This window comes from Glutamicibacter arilaitensis Re117 (genome assembly GCF_000197735.1).
Lineage (GTDB): Bacteria > Actinomycetota > Actinomycetes > Actinomycetales > Micrococcaceae > Glutamicibacter > Glutamicibacter arilaitensis.
Window position 1 is genome coordinate 1,193,397 of the sequence record NC_014550.1, and the last position, 13,836, is coordinate 1,207,232.

The 13,836-nt window shown below is 58.1% G+C and carries 15 protein-coding genes; 11 read left to right on the top strand and 4 right to left on the bottom strand.

Features of this window, described 5'->3' with window-relative positions:
- Positions 1-51 precede the first annotated feature (51 nt).
- Entirely contained in the window at positions 52-612 is a 561-nt protein-coding gene (locus tag AARI_RS05940) for a phosphorylase family protein (protein WP_013348425.1), read from the bottom strand.
- 120 nt (positions 613-732) lie between these two features.
- On the opposite strand from AARI_RS05940, the gene AARI_RS05945 reads away from it, so the two are divergent.
- The 3 genes from AARI_RS05945 to AARI_RS05950 all read left to right on the top strand — a co-directional run bounded on the left by AARI_RS05945 (position 733) and on the right by AARI_RS05950 (position 3,292).
- Positions 733-1,224 (top strand): S-ribosylhomocysteine lyase, encoded by a 492-nt coding sequence (locus tag AARI_RS05945; protein ID WP_013348426.1) that lies wholly within the window; start codon positions 733-735, stop codon positions 1,222-1,224.
- A gap of 129 nt (positions 1,225-1,353) precedes the next feature.
- Complete coding sequence (locus tag AARI_RS19605) at positions 1,354-1,746, top strand: hypothetical protein (RefSeq protein WP_157867103.1); 393 nt, start codon at positions 1,354-1,356, stop codon at positions 1,744-1,746.
- A 175-nt stretch (positions 1,747-1,921) separates the two neighbouring features.
- Positions 1,922-3,292, top strand: coding sequence for a M16 family metallopeptidase (locus AARI_RS05950; protein WP_013348428.1), 1,371 nt, complete (start codon positions 1,922-1,924; stop codon positions 3,290-3,292).
- A 70-nt stretch (positions 3,293-3,362) separates the two neighbouring features.
- Here AARI_RS05950 and AARI_RS05955 read toward each other — a convergent pair whose 3' ends face one another.
- Together AARI_RS05955 and AARI_RS05960 are read right to left on the bottom strand one after the other, a co-directional pair.
- The gene (locus tag AARI_RS05955) at positions 3,363-4,097 is read right to left on the bottom strand and encodes an alpha/beta fold hydrolase (RefSeq protein ID WP_013348429.1); all 735 of its coding nucleotides are present in this window, start codon (positions 4,095-4,097) and stop codon (positions 3,363-3,365) included.
- Between the two features lie 89 nt (positions 4,098-4,186).
- Positions 4,187-4,597: a hypothetical protein gene (locus AARI_RS05960; RefSeq protein ID WP_013348430.1), complete on the bottom strand. Its 411-nt coding sequence runs from the start codon at positions 4,595-4,597 to the stop codon at positions 4,187-4,189.
- 195 nt (positions 4,598-4,792) lie between these two features.
- On the opposite strand from AARI_RS05960, the gene dapB reads away from it, so the two are divergent.
- Both dapB and AARI_RS05970 read left to right on the top strand, forming a co-directional pair.
- On the top strand, positions 4,793-5,551 hold the full coding sequence (gene dapB / locus AARI_RS05965) for a 4-hydroxy-tetrahydrodipicolinate reductase (RefSeq protein ID WP_013348431.1): 759 nt from the start codon (positions 4,793-4,795) through the stop codon (positions 5,549-5,551).
- Positions 5,548-6,003: a tetratricopeptide repeat protein gene (locus AARI_RS05970; protein ID WP_013348432.1), complete on the top strand. Its 456-nt coding sequence runs from the start codon at positions 5,548-5,550 to the stop codon at positions 6,001-6,003. Before dapB ends, AARI_RS05970 begins: the two co-directional genes overlap by 4 nt.
- Positions 6,004-6,057: 54 nt before the next feature.
- On the opposite strand, the gene AARI_RS19185 is transcribed toward AARI_RS05970, so the two are convergent.
- Positions 6,058-7,230 (bottom strand): heparan-alpha-glucosaminide N-acetyltransferase domain-containing protein, encoded by a 1,173-nt coding sequence (locus AARI_RS19185; RefSeq protein ID WP_157867105.1) that lies wholly within the window; start codon positions 7,228-7,230, stop codon positions 6,058-6,060.
- A gap of 67 nt (positions 7,231-7,297) precedes the next feature.
- On the opposite strand from AARI_RS19185, the gene dapA reads away from it, so the two are divergent.
- The 6 genes from dapA (at position 7,298) to AARI_RS06010 (ending at position 13,604) form a co-directional block, all read left to right on the top strand.
- Positions 7,298-8,209, top strand: coding sequence for a 4-hydroxy-tetrahydrodipicolinate synthase (gene dapA, locus AARI_RS05980; RefSeq protein WP_013348434.1), 912 nt, complete (start codon positions 7,298-7,300; stop codon positions 8,207-8,209).
- Between the two features lie 19 nt (positions 8,210-8,228).
- The gene (locus AARI_RS05985) at positions 8,229-9,935 is read left to right on the top strand and encodes a ribonuclease J (protein ID WP_013348435.1); all 1,707 of its coding nucleotides are present in this window, start codon (positions 8,229-8,231) and stop codon (positions 9,933-9,935) included.
- Positions 9,936-10,466: 531 nt separating this feature from the next.
- Positions 10,467-11,294, top strand: a complete 828-nt coding sequence (locus AARI_RS05995) for an ABC transporter ATP-binding protein (RefSeq protein ID WP_013348437.1) — start codon at positions 10,467-10,469, stop codon at positions 11,292-11,294.
- Positions 11,291-11,977 carry an ABC transporter permease gene (locus tag AARI_RS06000; protein ID WP_041648594.1) on the top strand — a complete coding sequence of 229 codons (687 nt, stop codon included), beginning with the start codon at positions 11,291-11,293 and terminating at the stop codon, positions 11,975-11,977. Before AARI_RS05995 ends, AARI_RS06000 begins: the two co-directional genes overlap by 4 nt.
- On the top strand, positions 11,974-12,705 hold the full coding sequence (locus tag AARI_RS06005; protein WP_013348439.1) for an ABC transporter permease: 732 nt from the start codon (positions 11,974-11,976) through the stop codon (positions 12,703-12,705). Before AARI_RS06000 ends, AARI_RS06005 begins: the two co-directional genes overlap by 4 nt.
- On the top strand, positions 12,702-13,604 hold the full coding sequence (locus AARI_RS06010) for an ABC transporter substrate-binding protein (RefSeq protein WP_013348440.1): 903 nt from the start codon (positions 12,702-12,704) through the stop codon (positions 13,602-13,604). Before AARI_RS06005 ends, AARI_RS06010 begins: the two co-directional genes overlap by 4 nt.
- The last annotated feature ends 232 nt before the right edge of the window (positions 13,605-13,836 follow it).

Consider the following 13,836-nt stretch of genomic DNA (forward strand, 5'->3'; position numbering starts at 1 on the left):
ACCGGGTGCCCAGCAAAGCTTGCGCATGGCCTTAACGCCATATGCTGATGCTTAGCTCAGGTGCTTGTCGTAGAACTCGCGCAGCTGAACGCTCTTCTGCTTGGCAATCTCATCCCACTCGTCGATCGACGCCGAATCATCGGCGTAGTCGGAAGGGATCTTGAAGATCTGCAATGGCACGTTGAAGCGCTGGCAGATGCTCGCGTAGGCATAGCCTTCCATGTCGACCAGCGAGGCGCCCAGCGACTTGATGTGGATGCGCTGCTCGCCATCGGAAACGAAAACATCACCGGTAGCCATGGTGACCTTGTTATCTGGAAGCAATACTTCACCAGTTGGGTCGACATCGGCCGAAGGCAACGGGAAGTCATGCTGAATGAGCTTGGTGATCTGGTAAATGGTATCCAGGCTGGGGCGGTCTTCACCGGCATGGCCAACCACGCCAGCAGTACCAAGAACAACTACGTTCTTGATATCCCCGCTGGCGAGAGCGCCAGCCAACGCTACCGAGGCATTGACCTTCCCGACACCAGAGATCAGGTGCTCGACATCTGCGAATGCTACGGCTTCGTCTGCGTGTGCAAAGACGAGCAAGGACTTCTGGTCCGACATGAAATTCCCCTCTGAAGAAATCAGTCCGGGCGTTGCACTGTCCCGAACATCAGAAGTCTATCGGTTACGACTCGCCTGCAGCCCTCGATTCGCTCTACGGTGAGCAGATAGACTCTATGCATGAGTGATATTGAACTTGCTGAAGTTGAAAGTTTTGCCCTTGACCACACCAAGGTCAAGGCACCGTACGTGCGCAAGATCGCTGTGGAGCATGGGCCTAAAGGCGATGCCATCACCAACTATGACATCCGTTTTGTGCAGCCAAACCACGGTGAGATCCCGACTGCCGGCCTGCACACGATCGAGCACACCATGGCTGGATTGCTGCGTACCCGCATGGAAGGCCTCATCGATTTCTCGCCATTCGGCTGCCGCACCGGCTTCCACATGATCCTGTGGGGCGAGCCAACCCCGGAGGTCGTCGCCGCTGCCATCAAGAGCTCGCTGGAAGACATCGCTGAGAAGGTTACTTGGGAAGATGTTCCTGGAACCGAAGCGGTAAGCTGCGGCAACTACCGCGACCACTCCCTGCACTCGGCTCGTGAATGGGCCAAGGTTATCTTGGAGCAGGGCATCAGCCTTGATGCATTTGATCGTTCCAAGCTTGCCTAGGCGCTAGCTGAAAGTCGAAAGTCCCGTGCGTTCCGTTTGGAGCGTGCGGGATTGCCTTGTCTCGTTGGCTCAACGGACAGAGGAACCGAAAGCGGCCGAGTCAGCGATTCAAAGGATTACATCGGTAGCATGAATAGCATGCGCAAAGTTCATTCCTTAGCAGCAGTACTAGCCGCCATAGCAATATCCATCAGTGGTTGTGCAAATTTCGATGCAGTAAGAACATCGACCATCAGCGAGGAATGCCAGAGCGCAATTCAAAAGCAGAACGAAGCCTGGTCTGATCCTGAAACACCGGAAAAGCAGATCAAGGAAGCTGAACAGGCCTCTCTGGGTGCATGCAAAAACCTCGATGAGTGGAGCAGTGCTGTCTCCTCCAACCCCGGATCAATGGGATATCAAGAACTAGATACAGAAGCAGCAGCGAATACCGTTTACCTTTCCTGTGCCTCTAATGATCCAGAGCGCCAGACCCCTGTATGCGCCGATGCCGCGCAACGTGGATACCTTGACGCATCATAGTTAGCCCGCGGTTCGACAAGTACGGCCGGGACAACGCTTCGAACTCGTAGCGGAGCAGAATGTGATGGCTCCGTCACCGCTGAGCTATTGCTTTATCTCCGCGCCACTATGGGAGAATGAAAGACAGTGCACTGAGCCTGAAAGGCTCTTCTCAAAGAATTAAGGACGTATCTACGTGGCCATGATTCCATTGCCGTTGCATTCGGTGGAGACCACCCAGTTTTCCCCGATTGACCCCGCGGACCCAACACTGGTCCACCGCGGCGAAGGCGGCTCTGAAGTCCGGCGCAGCATCCTGCCAGGCGGCGTACGAGTACTGACCGAGGCAATGCCCGGGCAGCGGTCAACCACCGTGGGCTTCTGGGTGCCCGTGGGTTCCCGCGACGAGGAAGCTGGCCACTACGGCTCCACGCATTTCCTCGAGCACCTGCTGTTCAAAGGCACTGCCAAGCGCACCGCGCTGGAAATCGCGCAGTCCTTTGACGCCGTTGGCGGCGAATCCAACGCAGCTACGGCCAAGGAATCGACCTGCTATTACGCTCGCGTGCTAGACACCGACCTGCCAATGGCACTGGATGTCATTGCCGACATGGTTACTTCTGCCGTGATCGACCCGCAGGAACTGGAGCAAGAACGTGGGGTGATCATTGAAGAACTGGCTATGGACGCCGATGACGCGATGGATGTCGCCCACGAACGCTTCGTAGCCAACGTGCTGGGCGACCATCCGTTGGGACGCCCCATCGGGGGCACTCCTGAAGAAATCATGGAAATCTCCCGTGAGGCAGTCATGGAGCACTACCGTGCCCACTACCGTCCAGGCGAACTGATCATTACCGCTGCCGGTTCTCTGGAACACGACAAACTCTGCGAACTTGTACTCAAGGCACTGACTGAAGCCGGTTGGGAACTGGACCCAATGGCCGTTCCAGAACCGCGCCGGATGGGCGAACCAGCGAAGATTAATTCGAAGGCTGGTCTGGAAGTTATCAACCGCCCCGGCGAACAAGCCAACATCATCATTGGCTGCGCAGGCATCACCGGCCATGATGACCGACGTCAGGTACTCGCAGTGCTCAACGCTGTGCTTGGTGGCGGCATGAGCTCGCGCTTGTTCCAAGAAATTCGCGAGAAGCGCGGTCTGGTCTACTCGACCTATTCCTTCTCAGCGGCCTACACCGACGCCGGCTACTTCGGCATGTACGCAGGTTGCGCCCCGGCTAAGGCCGCCCAGGTTATTGGGCTGTTGGGCGCCGAACTTGATCGACTGGCCAAGGACGGGATCACTGAAAGCGAATTGGCACAGGCCAAGGGCCAGCTCTCTGGTGGAACGGTTTTGGCTTTGGAAGATCCAGGAAGCCGCATGTCGCGTTTGGGCCGCGCAGAAATGATCACCGGCGAATTCCAAGACATCGACGAAGCCCTAGCTCGCGTCAATGCGGTTTCCGCCCAGGACGTGCAAGACCTCGCTCGCGAATTGGCCGCTAAGGACCGCGTCATTACCGTGGTGGGACCATTTGAAAATGAAGCTGCACTAGGCCTCTAGAACACGCTATTTTGCCCCTGGCATCTGACTGTCTCAGTTGGATACCAGGGGCAACTGCGTTGGTAGCGGCTTAGGGCACTGCGTCGATGAGGTCCGCAAGCTCGGGTGCATGGGAGAAGTTGAAGCCATGCGCTCCCTGGCGCATGACGGTGAGGTTGGCTTGCGGTGCTTTAGCAACAAGGCGAAGACCGAATTCTGGGGGAGATAAAGGATCTCGGGTTCCGCACACAACATCTATCGAACAGCGCACCGTCCTCAGCATTTCGATAGTGGAGTACTCCAGCATCTGTGCGCAGCTCTTAGCCCACCAGGGGATCCCGCAACGCAGGTAATCGACCAGAAGAATTGCTTTCACAGAGTTTAATTCGTGCTGGAAATCTTCAATGATCCGTCGTGCTTGCCTGACGAGCGTAGCTTCCCGATCATTGACTGCCGGAGCTGCAATTATCAGATGCTTGACCAAGTCTGGCCACGCGCGTGCCAGCTCAATAGCAAGTTGCGCTCCCATGGAATGCCCCAGAACAATAGCGTTCTCAACTTCCAACTCACGCATTGCCAGCGCTACTTCATGGGCAAATCGCACCACCGTTACGGGACGGCCGCCGTCGAGATTCTTGCCGTGTCCTGGAAGCTCGGGGACGATGACACGATACTTTTTTGCCACGATGTTGGCTAGGGGAGTGAAATACCGGCTAGATGCTCCCAGACCGTGAATGAGCACCACGTCAGGGCCCCGGCCAGCTATCCGTACTGAGAGCCTGGTCTTCAGGGTCTCGGGCAGTTTCCCGAAGTACTTATGCCGCACGCCGGCCTTTCATCGTGCGATTAGCGCGCACAAGCTACTGGTTAGGGTAACGACCCGGCGCACCACAAATGGTGTGCCGGAGCGGAAAATTAGCTGCCTGCTCCGGTGGCATGCTGATTGATTGCAGACCGAAGATCTTCGGGGAAGAGCTCTTTGACATCTTCATCAAATTTGGACCCGTCGTCCGGACGGCGAAGATCTTGCCCGTCGATGCGGAACGGGAAGGCATCAACTTGTGCCATGGCATCGGCCGATTCGTTGCTGGATGGCGCGCAACTAGCCCAGCCGTAAGTCGTGGAATCCTCAATACGGAAAACCTCGACGCTGCAGGTCGGTGCTTCGATGACTGTTCCTTGCTCCTGGACGAGTTCAACAATCGAGGCCTGGTCTTCGTCGGACAGGGCGGTCGGTTCGCTGGCTAAACCGCATGACGTGATCGCGAAGGCTACGGTGAGCGCTGTGCCCACACCGAAACCAAAACGCTTAATTTTCTGTCCCATGGCCCTGCTTACTACTTGGCGACTACTGAAACATATTTTTCCCCTATTAGCTGGGCAAAACAAGTCGGACTGGCCGTAAGGCACGAGCCGATATCCGCAACTGGCGACTTGCTGCAGTTTGCCCGGTGCAAAACTCGGGGCAGATCACGTAACCGTTGGTAAGGCTGATGGTGTCATGGCGATAGGCTTAAGCCTATGAGTGCACAGATCAAGGTAGCCGTGCTCGGCGCGGCCGGACGAATGGGCTCAGAAGCGGTTAAAGCCGTGACTGAGGCTGCAGATATGGAATTGGTAGCAGAGCTGGGACGAGGCGATGACCTGTCTCAGATCCTTGAATCCGGAGCAACCCACATCGTTGATCTGTCCGTTCCAGCATCAACCGTTTCCAACGTTCGATTCGCCGTTGAGAACGGACTTCATGCTGTTGTCGGAACGACCGGCTGGGATGATGAACGCCGTGCAAATCTGGAAGCGCTGCTCGCTGAGCACCCGGAAGCAGGCGTGCTGATTGCACCGAATTTCGCCCTTGGCTCCGTGCTCGCCAGCGCTTTCGCCGCCACGGCCGCAAAGTACTTCGAATCCGTGGAAATCATTGAACTCCATCACCCGAACAAGGTCGATGCACCCAGCGGCACCGCTGTGCGTACCGCAGAGCTGATTGCCAAGTCGCGTGAAGCCGCAGGGGTGCCTGCCAGCCCGGATGCTACGGAAACCCAGATAGATGGCGCACGAGGGGCCGTGGTAGATGGCATCAACGTGCACTCGGTACGTCTTCGTGGCCTCGTAGCTCACCAGGAAGTCCTGTTTGGCGGACCAGGCGAGCAGCTGACCTTGCGCCATGATTCCTATGACCGTGCTTCGTTCATGCCAGGAGTGTTCTTGGGCCTGCGCACCGTAGCCTCGCGCCCTGGGCTGACTTATGGCCTTGACGGATACTTGGAGCTGGGCAAGTGAAAACCAAACTGTGGGTAGGCGGCATTCTGCTGCTGTTCACGCTGTACATCGGCATGACCTTTACCCAAGCAATCCGCCTGCTGAAAACCGGGGAATTGGTCGCACAGATCATGGGCATCGCCATTTTGGTTATTCCTGCATTGTGCGTCTGGATTCTCATCCGTGAAGTGCTTTTCGGTCTGCGCACCGAGAAGATGGGCAAGTCATTGGCTGCCTCCGGCGAATTGCCAGAGGACCTGCCTCGGATGCCATCGGGCCGGTTCATTCGCTCGGCTGCTGATGCTGATTTCCCAAGGCATCAGCAAGACGTCGAAGAAAATCCAGAATCTTGGAAATCCTGGTACAGGCTGGCGTTGGCTTATGAGGCTTGCGGCGACAAGCCACGTGCGCGCAAATCGCTGCGTACCGCGATCGGTTTCTGGCGTACCGACCAAAACGTTAACCAGCGGTAGCGCATACCAAGAACATAACGATAGTCCGGGCTCATCAGAGCCCGGACTATCGTTTTAAAGTTTGTCCTTTGCCGCGGCGTCGACATCTGCTCCGCTGAGCACTCGAACGCCATATTCAAGCGGTCCAGATGCTTTGCTGAAGCCAAGCCATATCCCGAATATGGCTGTGGCTGCCACCAAGATCCACCAGATAGTCGAAGGCTCCAGATAGTCCTGCATTGCCGGCAACAAGATGAGATGCCCGACGTACAGCGTTAGCGGTGCTCTGCCCGCTCCGGCCACAATCCGTCCCAGTGGACCGAGATAGCCAATGATCAGCAGGAGCAGTCCAATGATCGCCACAGCGCAGGCAGCATTGTGCAGTGTGGAAAGCAACGAATTGCTGTGGCCAGTAGGCAGCCAGAGGTAGGCACTGTGGTCGAGCAGAGGTTCTAGATTCATGCCGGGCAGGCGGCCGGTGGTGATCATGGTGGGAACCAAGGATGCTTTGAGGTTCAATTCGCGGGCAATGAGCTCTGCGTTCTGCAGGCTGATAAGACGAGAACCGATGTAGGTCAGAATCGCAATGAGTGATCCGACTAAGGCGAGCAGTCCCGCCGTCTTCTTGCTGCGCAAGTTGCAGCTTCCCAGGGCGACCCCGAGCAAGCCAAAGCCTAACCAAACAAGCAAGGGGTAATACCCGGTGACGGTGAGGTCCTTGAACAGCAGTTGGGGATTGAGCAGGTCGCCGAAACTTGGATTGTGTCCCAGCGACTGTCCCAAAGCGGCTGCTGCCAGCGGCCGCCAAAGAATTGGCATCAAGACCAGCCAAAGGGCTGAGACTACCCAAATGGTTATCCTTGGGAGCTTTAGAACTAGTGGAAGCAATAGAAAAAGTAGCCCATAGTGGACAAGTATGATCGCAATGCCTTCATTTATTGACCCAATCGCCATTCCGAGCACGGCAATAATTAATGCTCTCAAGACGAGGACTGAGTAAACCTTAGGGTGGGAAAACCTCTTCCGAGTCAAAGAAGTTGACAACAAAGTCAGCGATAAACCAGCTAGAACCATGAACAAAACTGATGCTCGGCCAGAGGCGAAAGTCCCAGTAAACGTTGGGGAGTAGGCGGGTATGCCACTGGTTTCGTACAGTGGAAAAATATGCGCGGCGAACATCCCGAGGATCGCAACAAGCCGGGCTGCATCCACGCCCAGCAGCCGCCGGGAACTACGCGTTTCGTTCATGAAAACATCGCACCACGAATTGCACCAAGGATGCCATTGCAACATGCGCGAGTGTAGATTTAAACCCATGGCTACAAGTGCAATTGATAATCAGGCATACCCGTTCGGCACCGTGTTGACCGCCATGGTCACGCCCTTCGACGAAGCGGGTGAAGTCGATTACGCGTTGGCGGCGAAGCTGGCCACAAAGCTGGTTGACGATGGCTGCGACGGACTGGTTGTTACCGGCACCACCGGCGAGACCTCGACGCTGACCGATGAAGAGAACATTGAAATGTTCCGTACCGTCGTCAACGCAGTCGGAGATCGTGCTGCGGTATTGGCCGGTTCCACGACCAATGACACCCGGCACTCGATCAAGCTGTCGCTGGCCGCCAAGGAAGCAGGGGTCGACGGTGTGCTGTTGACCACTCCTTACTACAACAAGCCAAGCCAGGCTGGCGTCATTGCGCACGTGAGAGCCATCGCCGAAGCAGTTGAACTGCCAATCATGCTTTACGACATCCCAGGGCGCGCGGGCATCTCGCTGGCACCGGAGACCATCATTGAGCTCTCCAAGATTCCTCAGGTCATTGCCCTGAAGGATGCCAAGGCCGATTACCAGTCCACCACCACCGTGCTGGCCAACACCGACCTGCACGTCTACTCGGGCGATGACGGGCTGACTTTGCCACTGATGGCCGCAGGTGCTGTCGGCGTGGTTTCGGTAACCGCTCACGTTGCAGCGGCTAAGTACCGTACGCTAGTTAATGCAATGCATGCAGGAGATTTGGCGACTGCACGCACCACACACTTTGAGCTGGACGCGATCCAGCGCGGCATCATGGGCCACATTCAGGGCGCCGTGGCCGCAAAATATGGACTTCACTGGCAGGGTGTCCTGCCGAACACCGTCGTCCGACTGCCGCTGTTGGCACCGTCGGACGCAGAGCTCGATGCCATCCGCGCGGACTTACGTGAAGGTGGATGGGATCTGTAACGAAAGGGACTAACCACTTATGACTGAGAGTTCAGTAGGCAAGGCCGACGCTGCACGCATGCAGACTCCGGCCAAGCTGAAGAAGGGAACGATGCGCATCGTTCCCCTCGGCGGCTTGGGCGAGGTCGGCCGAAACATGACCGTCTTCGAGCTCAACGGGAAACTGTTGATCATTGACTGCGGCGTGCTCTTCCCGGAAGAGCACCAGCCTGGCGTGGATCTGATCCTGCCGGACTTCTCTTACATCAAGGACCGCTTGGACGATGTGGTTGGCGTTGTGCTGACCCACGGCCACGAGGACCACATCGGCGCTGTTCCGTACCTGCTGCGCCTGCGCGAAGACATCCCACTGTACGGGTCGAAGCTGACCCTGGCCTTCGTTGAAGCAAAGCTGGCAGAACATCGCATCAAGGCCAACAGCAACATCGTTGTAGAAGGCGAAGTCGCGCAGATCGGGAACTTCGAATGCGAATTCGTTGCTGTGAACCACTCGATCCCGGACGCACTGGCAGTATTCCTGCGCACCGAAGCCGGCACCGTGCTGCACACTGGCGACTTCAAGATGGACCAGCTGCCACTGGATGGCCGCATCACCGACCTGCGCCACTTCGCACGCTTGGGCGAGGAAGGCGTGGACCTGTTCCTGCCGGACTCCACCAACGCCGAGGTGCCAGGGTTCACCGTGGCAGAACGCGAAATCGGCCCGGTCCTGGAAGCGAAGTTCTCCCGAGCCCGCCGCCGCATCATCGTCGCTTCCTTCTCCTCGCACGTTCACCGCGTGCAGCAGGTGCTGGATGCCGCTGCAGTGCACGGCCGCAAGGTGGCCTTCATCGGCCGCTCGATGGTGCGCAATATGGGCATCGCCGAACGCCTGGGCTACCTCGAAGTGCCGCAGGGCGTGCTGGTTGACCTCAAGCAGATCGACTCGCTGCCAGACCACAAGGTCGTTCTGATGTCCACCGGTTCGCAGGGCGAGCCGATGGCAGCACTGTCGCGCATGGCCAACGGCGAGCACAAGGTGCAGATCAACCCGGGCGACACCGTCATCCTGGCCTCCAGCCTGATCCCGGGCAACGAGAACTCGGTCTTCCGCGTGATCAATGGCTTGATGCGCTTGGGCGCCGAGGTCATCCACAAGGGCATGGCCAAGGTCCACGTTTCGGGCCACGCTTCGGCCGGCGAGTTGCTGTACTGCTACAACATCCTGCGCCCGAAGAATGTGCTTCCAGTGCACGGCGAGACCCGCCACCTGATCGCCAACGGCCGCCTGGCTGCGCAGTCCGGTGTTCCCGAGGAAAACGTGCTGCTGGCAGAAGACGGCTCGGTCATCGACCTGAAGGACGGCGTTGCAAAGCTCGTTGGCCAGGTCGAATGCGGCTACGTCTACGTTGACGGTTCCAAGGTCGGTACCATCACCGATGATGACCTCAAGGACCGCGTCACCCTGGGCGAGGAAGGCTTCATCTCGGTCATCACCGTGATCAACCGCCAGAACGGCACCATCATCTCCGGTCCGGATATCCACGCCCGCGGCGTGGCCGAAGAAGACTCGGTCTTCAACGAGATCAAGCCGAAGATCGCAGCTGCGATTGTGGAAGCGGTTAGCAATAACCCGAACCACTCCACGCACCAGCTGCAGCAGATCACCCGCCGTGTGATCGGCTCGTGGGTTTCGCGCAAGTTGCGCCGCCGCCCAATGATCGTTCCTGTAGTGCTCGAAGCCTAAGCTCGTACCGGAAATGCCCCGGGCCATTTATGGTCCGGGGCATTTTCGTATCTGCCAGCAGGCAAGGACACAGAAGTCCTTTAGTGCCAACCGACGAATTGAAGGTATGGGTGTGCCGCAGTCGTCGAGTCCTCTACGGCTGGAGAATTCTCGTAATTCAGCACTTCTCCGGTTTCAGCGTCCATCAAGATCACGGAATTCCACTCACCAGTTTGTGCGGGCGCATGCTGGCCGGCGGTAGCTGGCGTTGAAAGTGCTAAGCATCCCAGAATCACCGGGGCAGCGGCTAGGCCCAGCATTCGTTTGCGCAATGTTTTCCTCCAAAGTAGATAGTAAAGTTCCATTCGATCCTATGCGCAAGCTCCCCGGAACCAGGGGAGGCAGTGAAATTACCGACATGGGTAATCGCTGGCATTGGATGCTGTCAGAGCACTTTTGAGGCAGAATTAGGCTCAACGCCACCTCAAGGAGACGACATATGCCAAGGCATTACCCAACGATTCGGAACGAAGCAACCGAGCCGAGGTGCGCATGATTGAGTTCGAAAACATCTCCAAGCGGTATCCCGATGGCACCGTAGCGGTCGATGATTTCAGCCTGCAGATTCCCGCGCATCAGACCACAGTCTTCGTCGGGTCATCGGGTTGCGGCAAGACCACGCTGCTGCGGATGATCAACCGCATGGTGGAGCCGAGCCAAGGAACGGTACGGATCGACGGTGAAGACATCGAGTCCAAACCAGCCGTTCAGCTGCGCCGCAGCATCGGATACGTCATGCAGAATTCGGGCCTGCTGCCACATTTCACGGTGGCCGAGAACATCGCCACGGTGCCACGGCTCATGGGGAGCACGCGCCAGGATTCACACAAGCGGGCGCTGGAGCTGATGGAGACCGTGGGGCTGCCCGCCTCCATGGCGCAGCGTTACCCCCATCAGCTCTCCGGCGGCCAGCAGCAGCGCGTGGGTGTTGCCCGCGGACTGGCAGCGGACCCGAATATCCTGCTCATGGATGAGCCTTTCGGAGCGGTGGATCCGATTGTCCGTGCCGAACTGCAAGAAGAACTGATCCGGCTCCAAAAGGAACTTGGCAAGACCATCGTCTTTGTCACCCACGATATTGATGAAGCGTTCCTGCTTGGCGACCAAGTAGTGATCCTGGCTGCCGGAGCGCAGAAGCTCCAAGTCGGTAGCCCGAGCGAAATCATCGAGCACCCCGCCGATGATTTCGTGGCTTCATTCATCGGGGCCCAGCGCGGCGCCCGCGCGCTGCGCGTGAAGCACACCGAACATGGTGCGGTGCTGGTCGATGGCCAAGGCCGCACCCAGGGCCGGCTGGTGGATGGCAGGGACAGCCAGTGAATTGGATCATGGAGAACTTGGGCCTGATCGGATCGCTGTCGGTGGAGCACCTGCGCCAGTCGGCAATGGCGATCCTCATCGGCTTCGCCCTCTCAATTCCGCTGGGATGGGTTGCCTGGCGGTACAAGCTGGTGCGCGGACCGCTGGTGACCCTGACCGGATTGCTCTATACGATTCCTTCGCTTGCTTTGCTGATGATCCTGCCGGTAATTACCGGCATGAGCGCCATCAGCGAAGCAAACCTGGTTGTGGCACTGTCGATCTACGCGGTGGCCATCATGGTCCGCGGCGTCGTTGACGGGCTGAACTCGGTAGACCCCGCCACCCGCTCCGCGGCAACGGCAATGGGGTACGGTCCAGCACGCCGCTTCTTCGCGGTGGATCTGCCTCTGGCCGGCCCGGTGATCCTTGCCGGCCTACGAGTGACAGCGGTCAGCACGATTTCCCTGGCTACGGTGGGCATCCTGGTTGGCGTGACCAATCTGGGCTACCTATTCACCAATGGACTGCAGCGGCGCATCATCGCCGAGGTCTTCGCCGGCATCCTGGCAGTGGCACTGATTGCCTTGGTCATCGACCTGCTCTTGCTCCTGGCAGGACGCTGGCTGATGCCGTGGAACTCCAGCGGTTCCAAAACCAAGCGCTCCGTGCAGCAAGCCAGCGGGGAACAGGTGGACGCATGAACCTGATTGCCAAAGCCCTTGAATGGATTTTCGACGCCGAGCAGTGGAACGGCGATTCGGGACTGCAGGTGCTGCTTGGACAGCATCTGCTGTACACCGCGCTTGCTGTCCTGCTCGCTTCGCTGGTGGCCATCCCGGCTGGTTGGGCCATCGGACATACCGGCAAGGGCCGGGAAATCGCGGTGGCCGCCGCCGGGATTGCCCGCGCCGTGCCATCCTTCGGCCTGCTGATCCTGCTGGTGCTGCTGTTCGGGGTCTTGCACAAGCCCGAAGCGGCGCTGGTGACCTTTGTCGTCTTGGCGATCCCATCGCTGCTGGCAGGAGCTTATACCGGTTTCGAAGCTATCGACCGCAAGACCATCGACGCGGCCCGGGCCATGGGCATGACCGAATGGCAGATCCTGTTCAAGGTCGAAATCCCCTTGGGACTGGGCTTGCTGGTTGGCGGCATCCGCTCAGCGGTTCTGCAAGTGGTGGCAACGGTGACCATTGCCGCCTACGTGAACCTCGGGGGACTGGGCCTGCCAATTATCAGCGGTCTGAACCTGCGCCGCTTCGACATGGTACTAGGTGGAGCGCTGCTGGTCGCGGCGCTCGCGCTCTTGCTGGACCTGGTACTGGCTTTGGCCCAGAAAGCCGCTGAACCGCGCGGGCTTCATTCCTCAAAAACGAAGCCTCAGCCTGAAGACTCTGCATACCGAAAAACCTTAGAAAGGGAACCGTCATGATATTGAAGAAAATTCTCCCGGCCACCGCGTTGGTGCTGGCCAGCGGGCTGGTCCTAGCGGGCTGTTCAAGCTCGGACCCGTTGGCTGGAGGAAGCAGCTCGGGCGACAGCGGCAATGAAACCATTGTGGTTGGCTCGCAGGCCTACTACTCCAATGAAATCGTTGCCGAGATCTATGCACAGGCGTTGGAGGACGCAGGCATGGAAGTTGAGCGCAAATTCAACATCGGCCAGCGCGATGCGTACATGCCGCAGCTCGAAGACGGCAGCATCGATGTCTCCCCGGAGTACACCGGCAACTTGCTGCAGTTCTACAAGAAGGACACCGAAGCGCGTTCCGGCGATGAGGTGTATTCCGAGCTGGAGAAGGCGCTTCCTGACTCGTTAGCCGTCTTGGAAGCGGCTCAAGCTTCGGATCAGGACTCCTACACGGTGACCAAGAAGTTTGCCGAAGAGAACAAAGTCACCAGCATCGAGGATCTGGCTGATGTAGGCAAGAAGCTGACCGTGGGCGGACCGCCGGAACTGGAGCAGCGTCCCTATGGTCCGAAGGGCCTGGAAAGCACCTACGGGGTGAAGGCCGGCTTCTCTGCTACAGGTGATACGACGGTGGAAGATCTCGTGGCCGGTACGGTGAACGTGGCTAATGTGTTCACCGCTGATCCGCGAATCAAGACCGAACAGCTTGTGGTCCTTGAAGATCCGAAGTCCTTGTTCCTGGCCTCGAACGTGGTTCCGCTGGTCTCGGCGGAGCAGTCCGAAAAATTGGCCGCGGTGCTTGACCCGGTAAGCCAGAAGCTCAGCGCACAGACGCTGGTAGAACTGAACGTGCAAAGCACGGTAGGGCAACAATCTGCGGCCGATATCGCTTCGGCATGGCTTGAAGCCCAGGACCTCTGACACGCGAGTTCTCGTGCGTTAGCAACTTTTGAATGCGGCCGTCCCGCCCGGAGAATTCCGGGCAGGGCGGCCGCATTTGCCGTACCACGTACCCGCCTTGCCGATCCAGGCGGACACCGGGGGCGTTTTCGTTTTGACAATTGATAATGATTCTCATTAGTGTTTAGCAATGTTGGCCCATTGAGGCGCCGAGCACCGGCAGCCCGCCACCGGCCGCTAGAAACGGAAATAA

Bases quoted from the DNA above. Each gene is read 5' to 3' on its own strand.
- AARI_RS05940 (WP_013348425.1), bottom strand. From the start codon at position 612: ATGTCGGACCAGAAGTCCTTGCTCGTCTTTGCACACGCAGACGAAGCC.
- AARI_RS05945 (WP_013348426.1), top strand. From the start codon at position 733: ATGAGTGATATTGAACTTGCTGAAGTTGAAAGTTTTGCCCTTGACCAC.
- AARI_RS19605 (WP_157867103.1), top strand. From the start codon at position 1,354: ATGAATAGCATGCGCAAAGTTCATTCCTTAGCAGCAGTACTAGCCGCC.
- AARI_RS05960 (WP_013348430.1), bottom strand. From the start codon at position 4,597: ATGGGACAGAAAATTAAGCGTTTTGGTTTCGGTGTGGGCACAGCGCTC.
- dapB (WP_013348431.1), top strand. From the start codon at position 4,793: ATGAGTGCACAGATCAAGGTAGCCGTGCTCGGCGCGGCCGGACGAATG.
- AARI_RS19185 (WP_157867105.1), bottom strand. From the start codon at position 7,230: ATGAACGAAACGCGTAGTTCCCGGCGGCTGCTGGGCGTGGATGCAGCC.
- dapA (WP_013348434.1), top strand. From the start codon at position 7,298: ATGGCTACAAGTGCAATTGATAATCAGGCATACCCGTTCGGCACCGTG.
- AARI_RS05985 (WP_013348435.1), top strand. From the start codon at position 8,229: ATGACTGAGAGTTCAGTAGGCAAGGCCGACGCTGCACGCATGCAGACT.
- AARI_RS05995 (WP_013348437.1), top strand. From the start codon at position 10,467: ATGATTGAGTTCGAAAACATCTCCAAGCGGTATCCCGATGGCACCGTA.
- AARI_RS06005 (WP_013348439.1), top strand. From the start codon at position 11,974: ATGAACCTGATTGCCAAAGCCCTTGAATGGATTTTCGACGCCGAGCAG.
- AARI_RS06010 (WP_013348440.1), top strand. From the start codon at position 12,702: ATGATATTGAAGAAAATTCTCCCGGCCACCGCGTTGGTGCTGGCCAGC.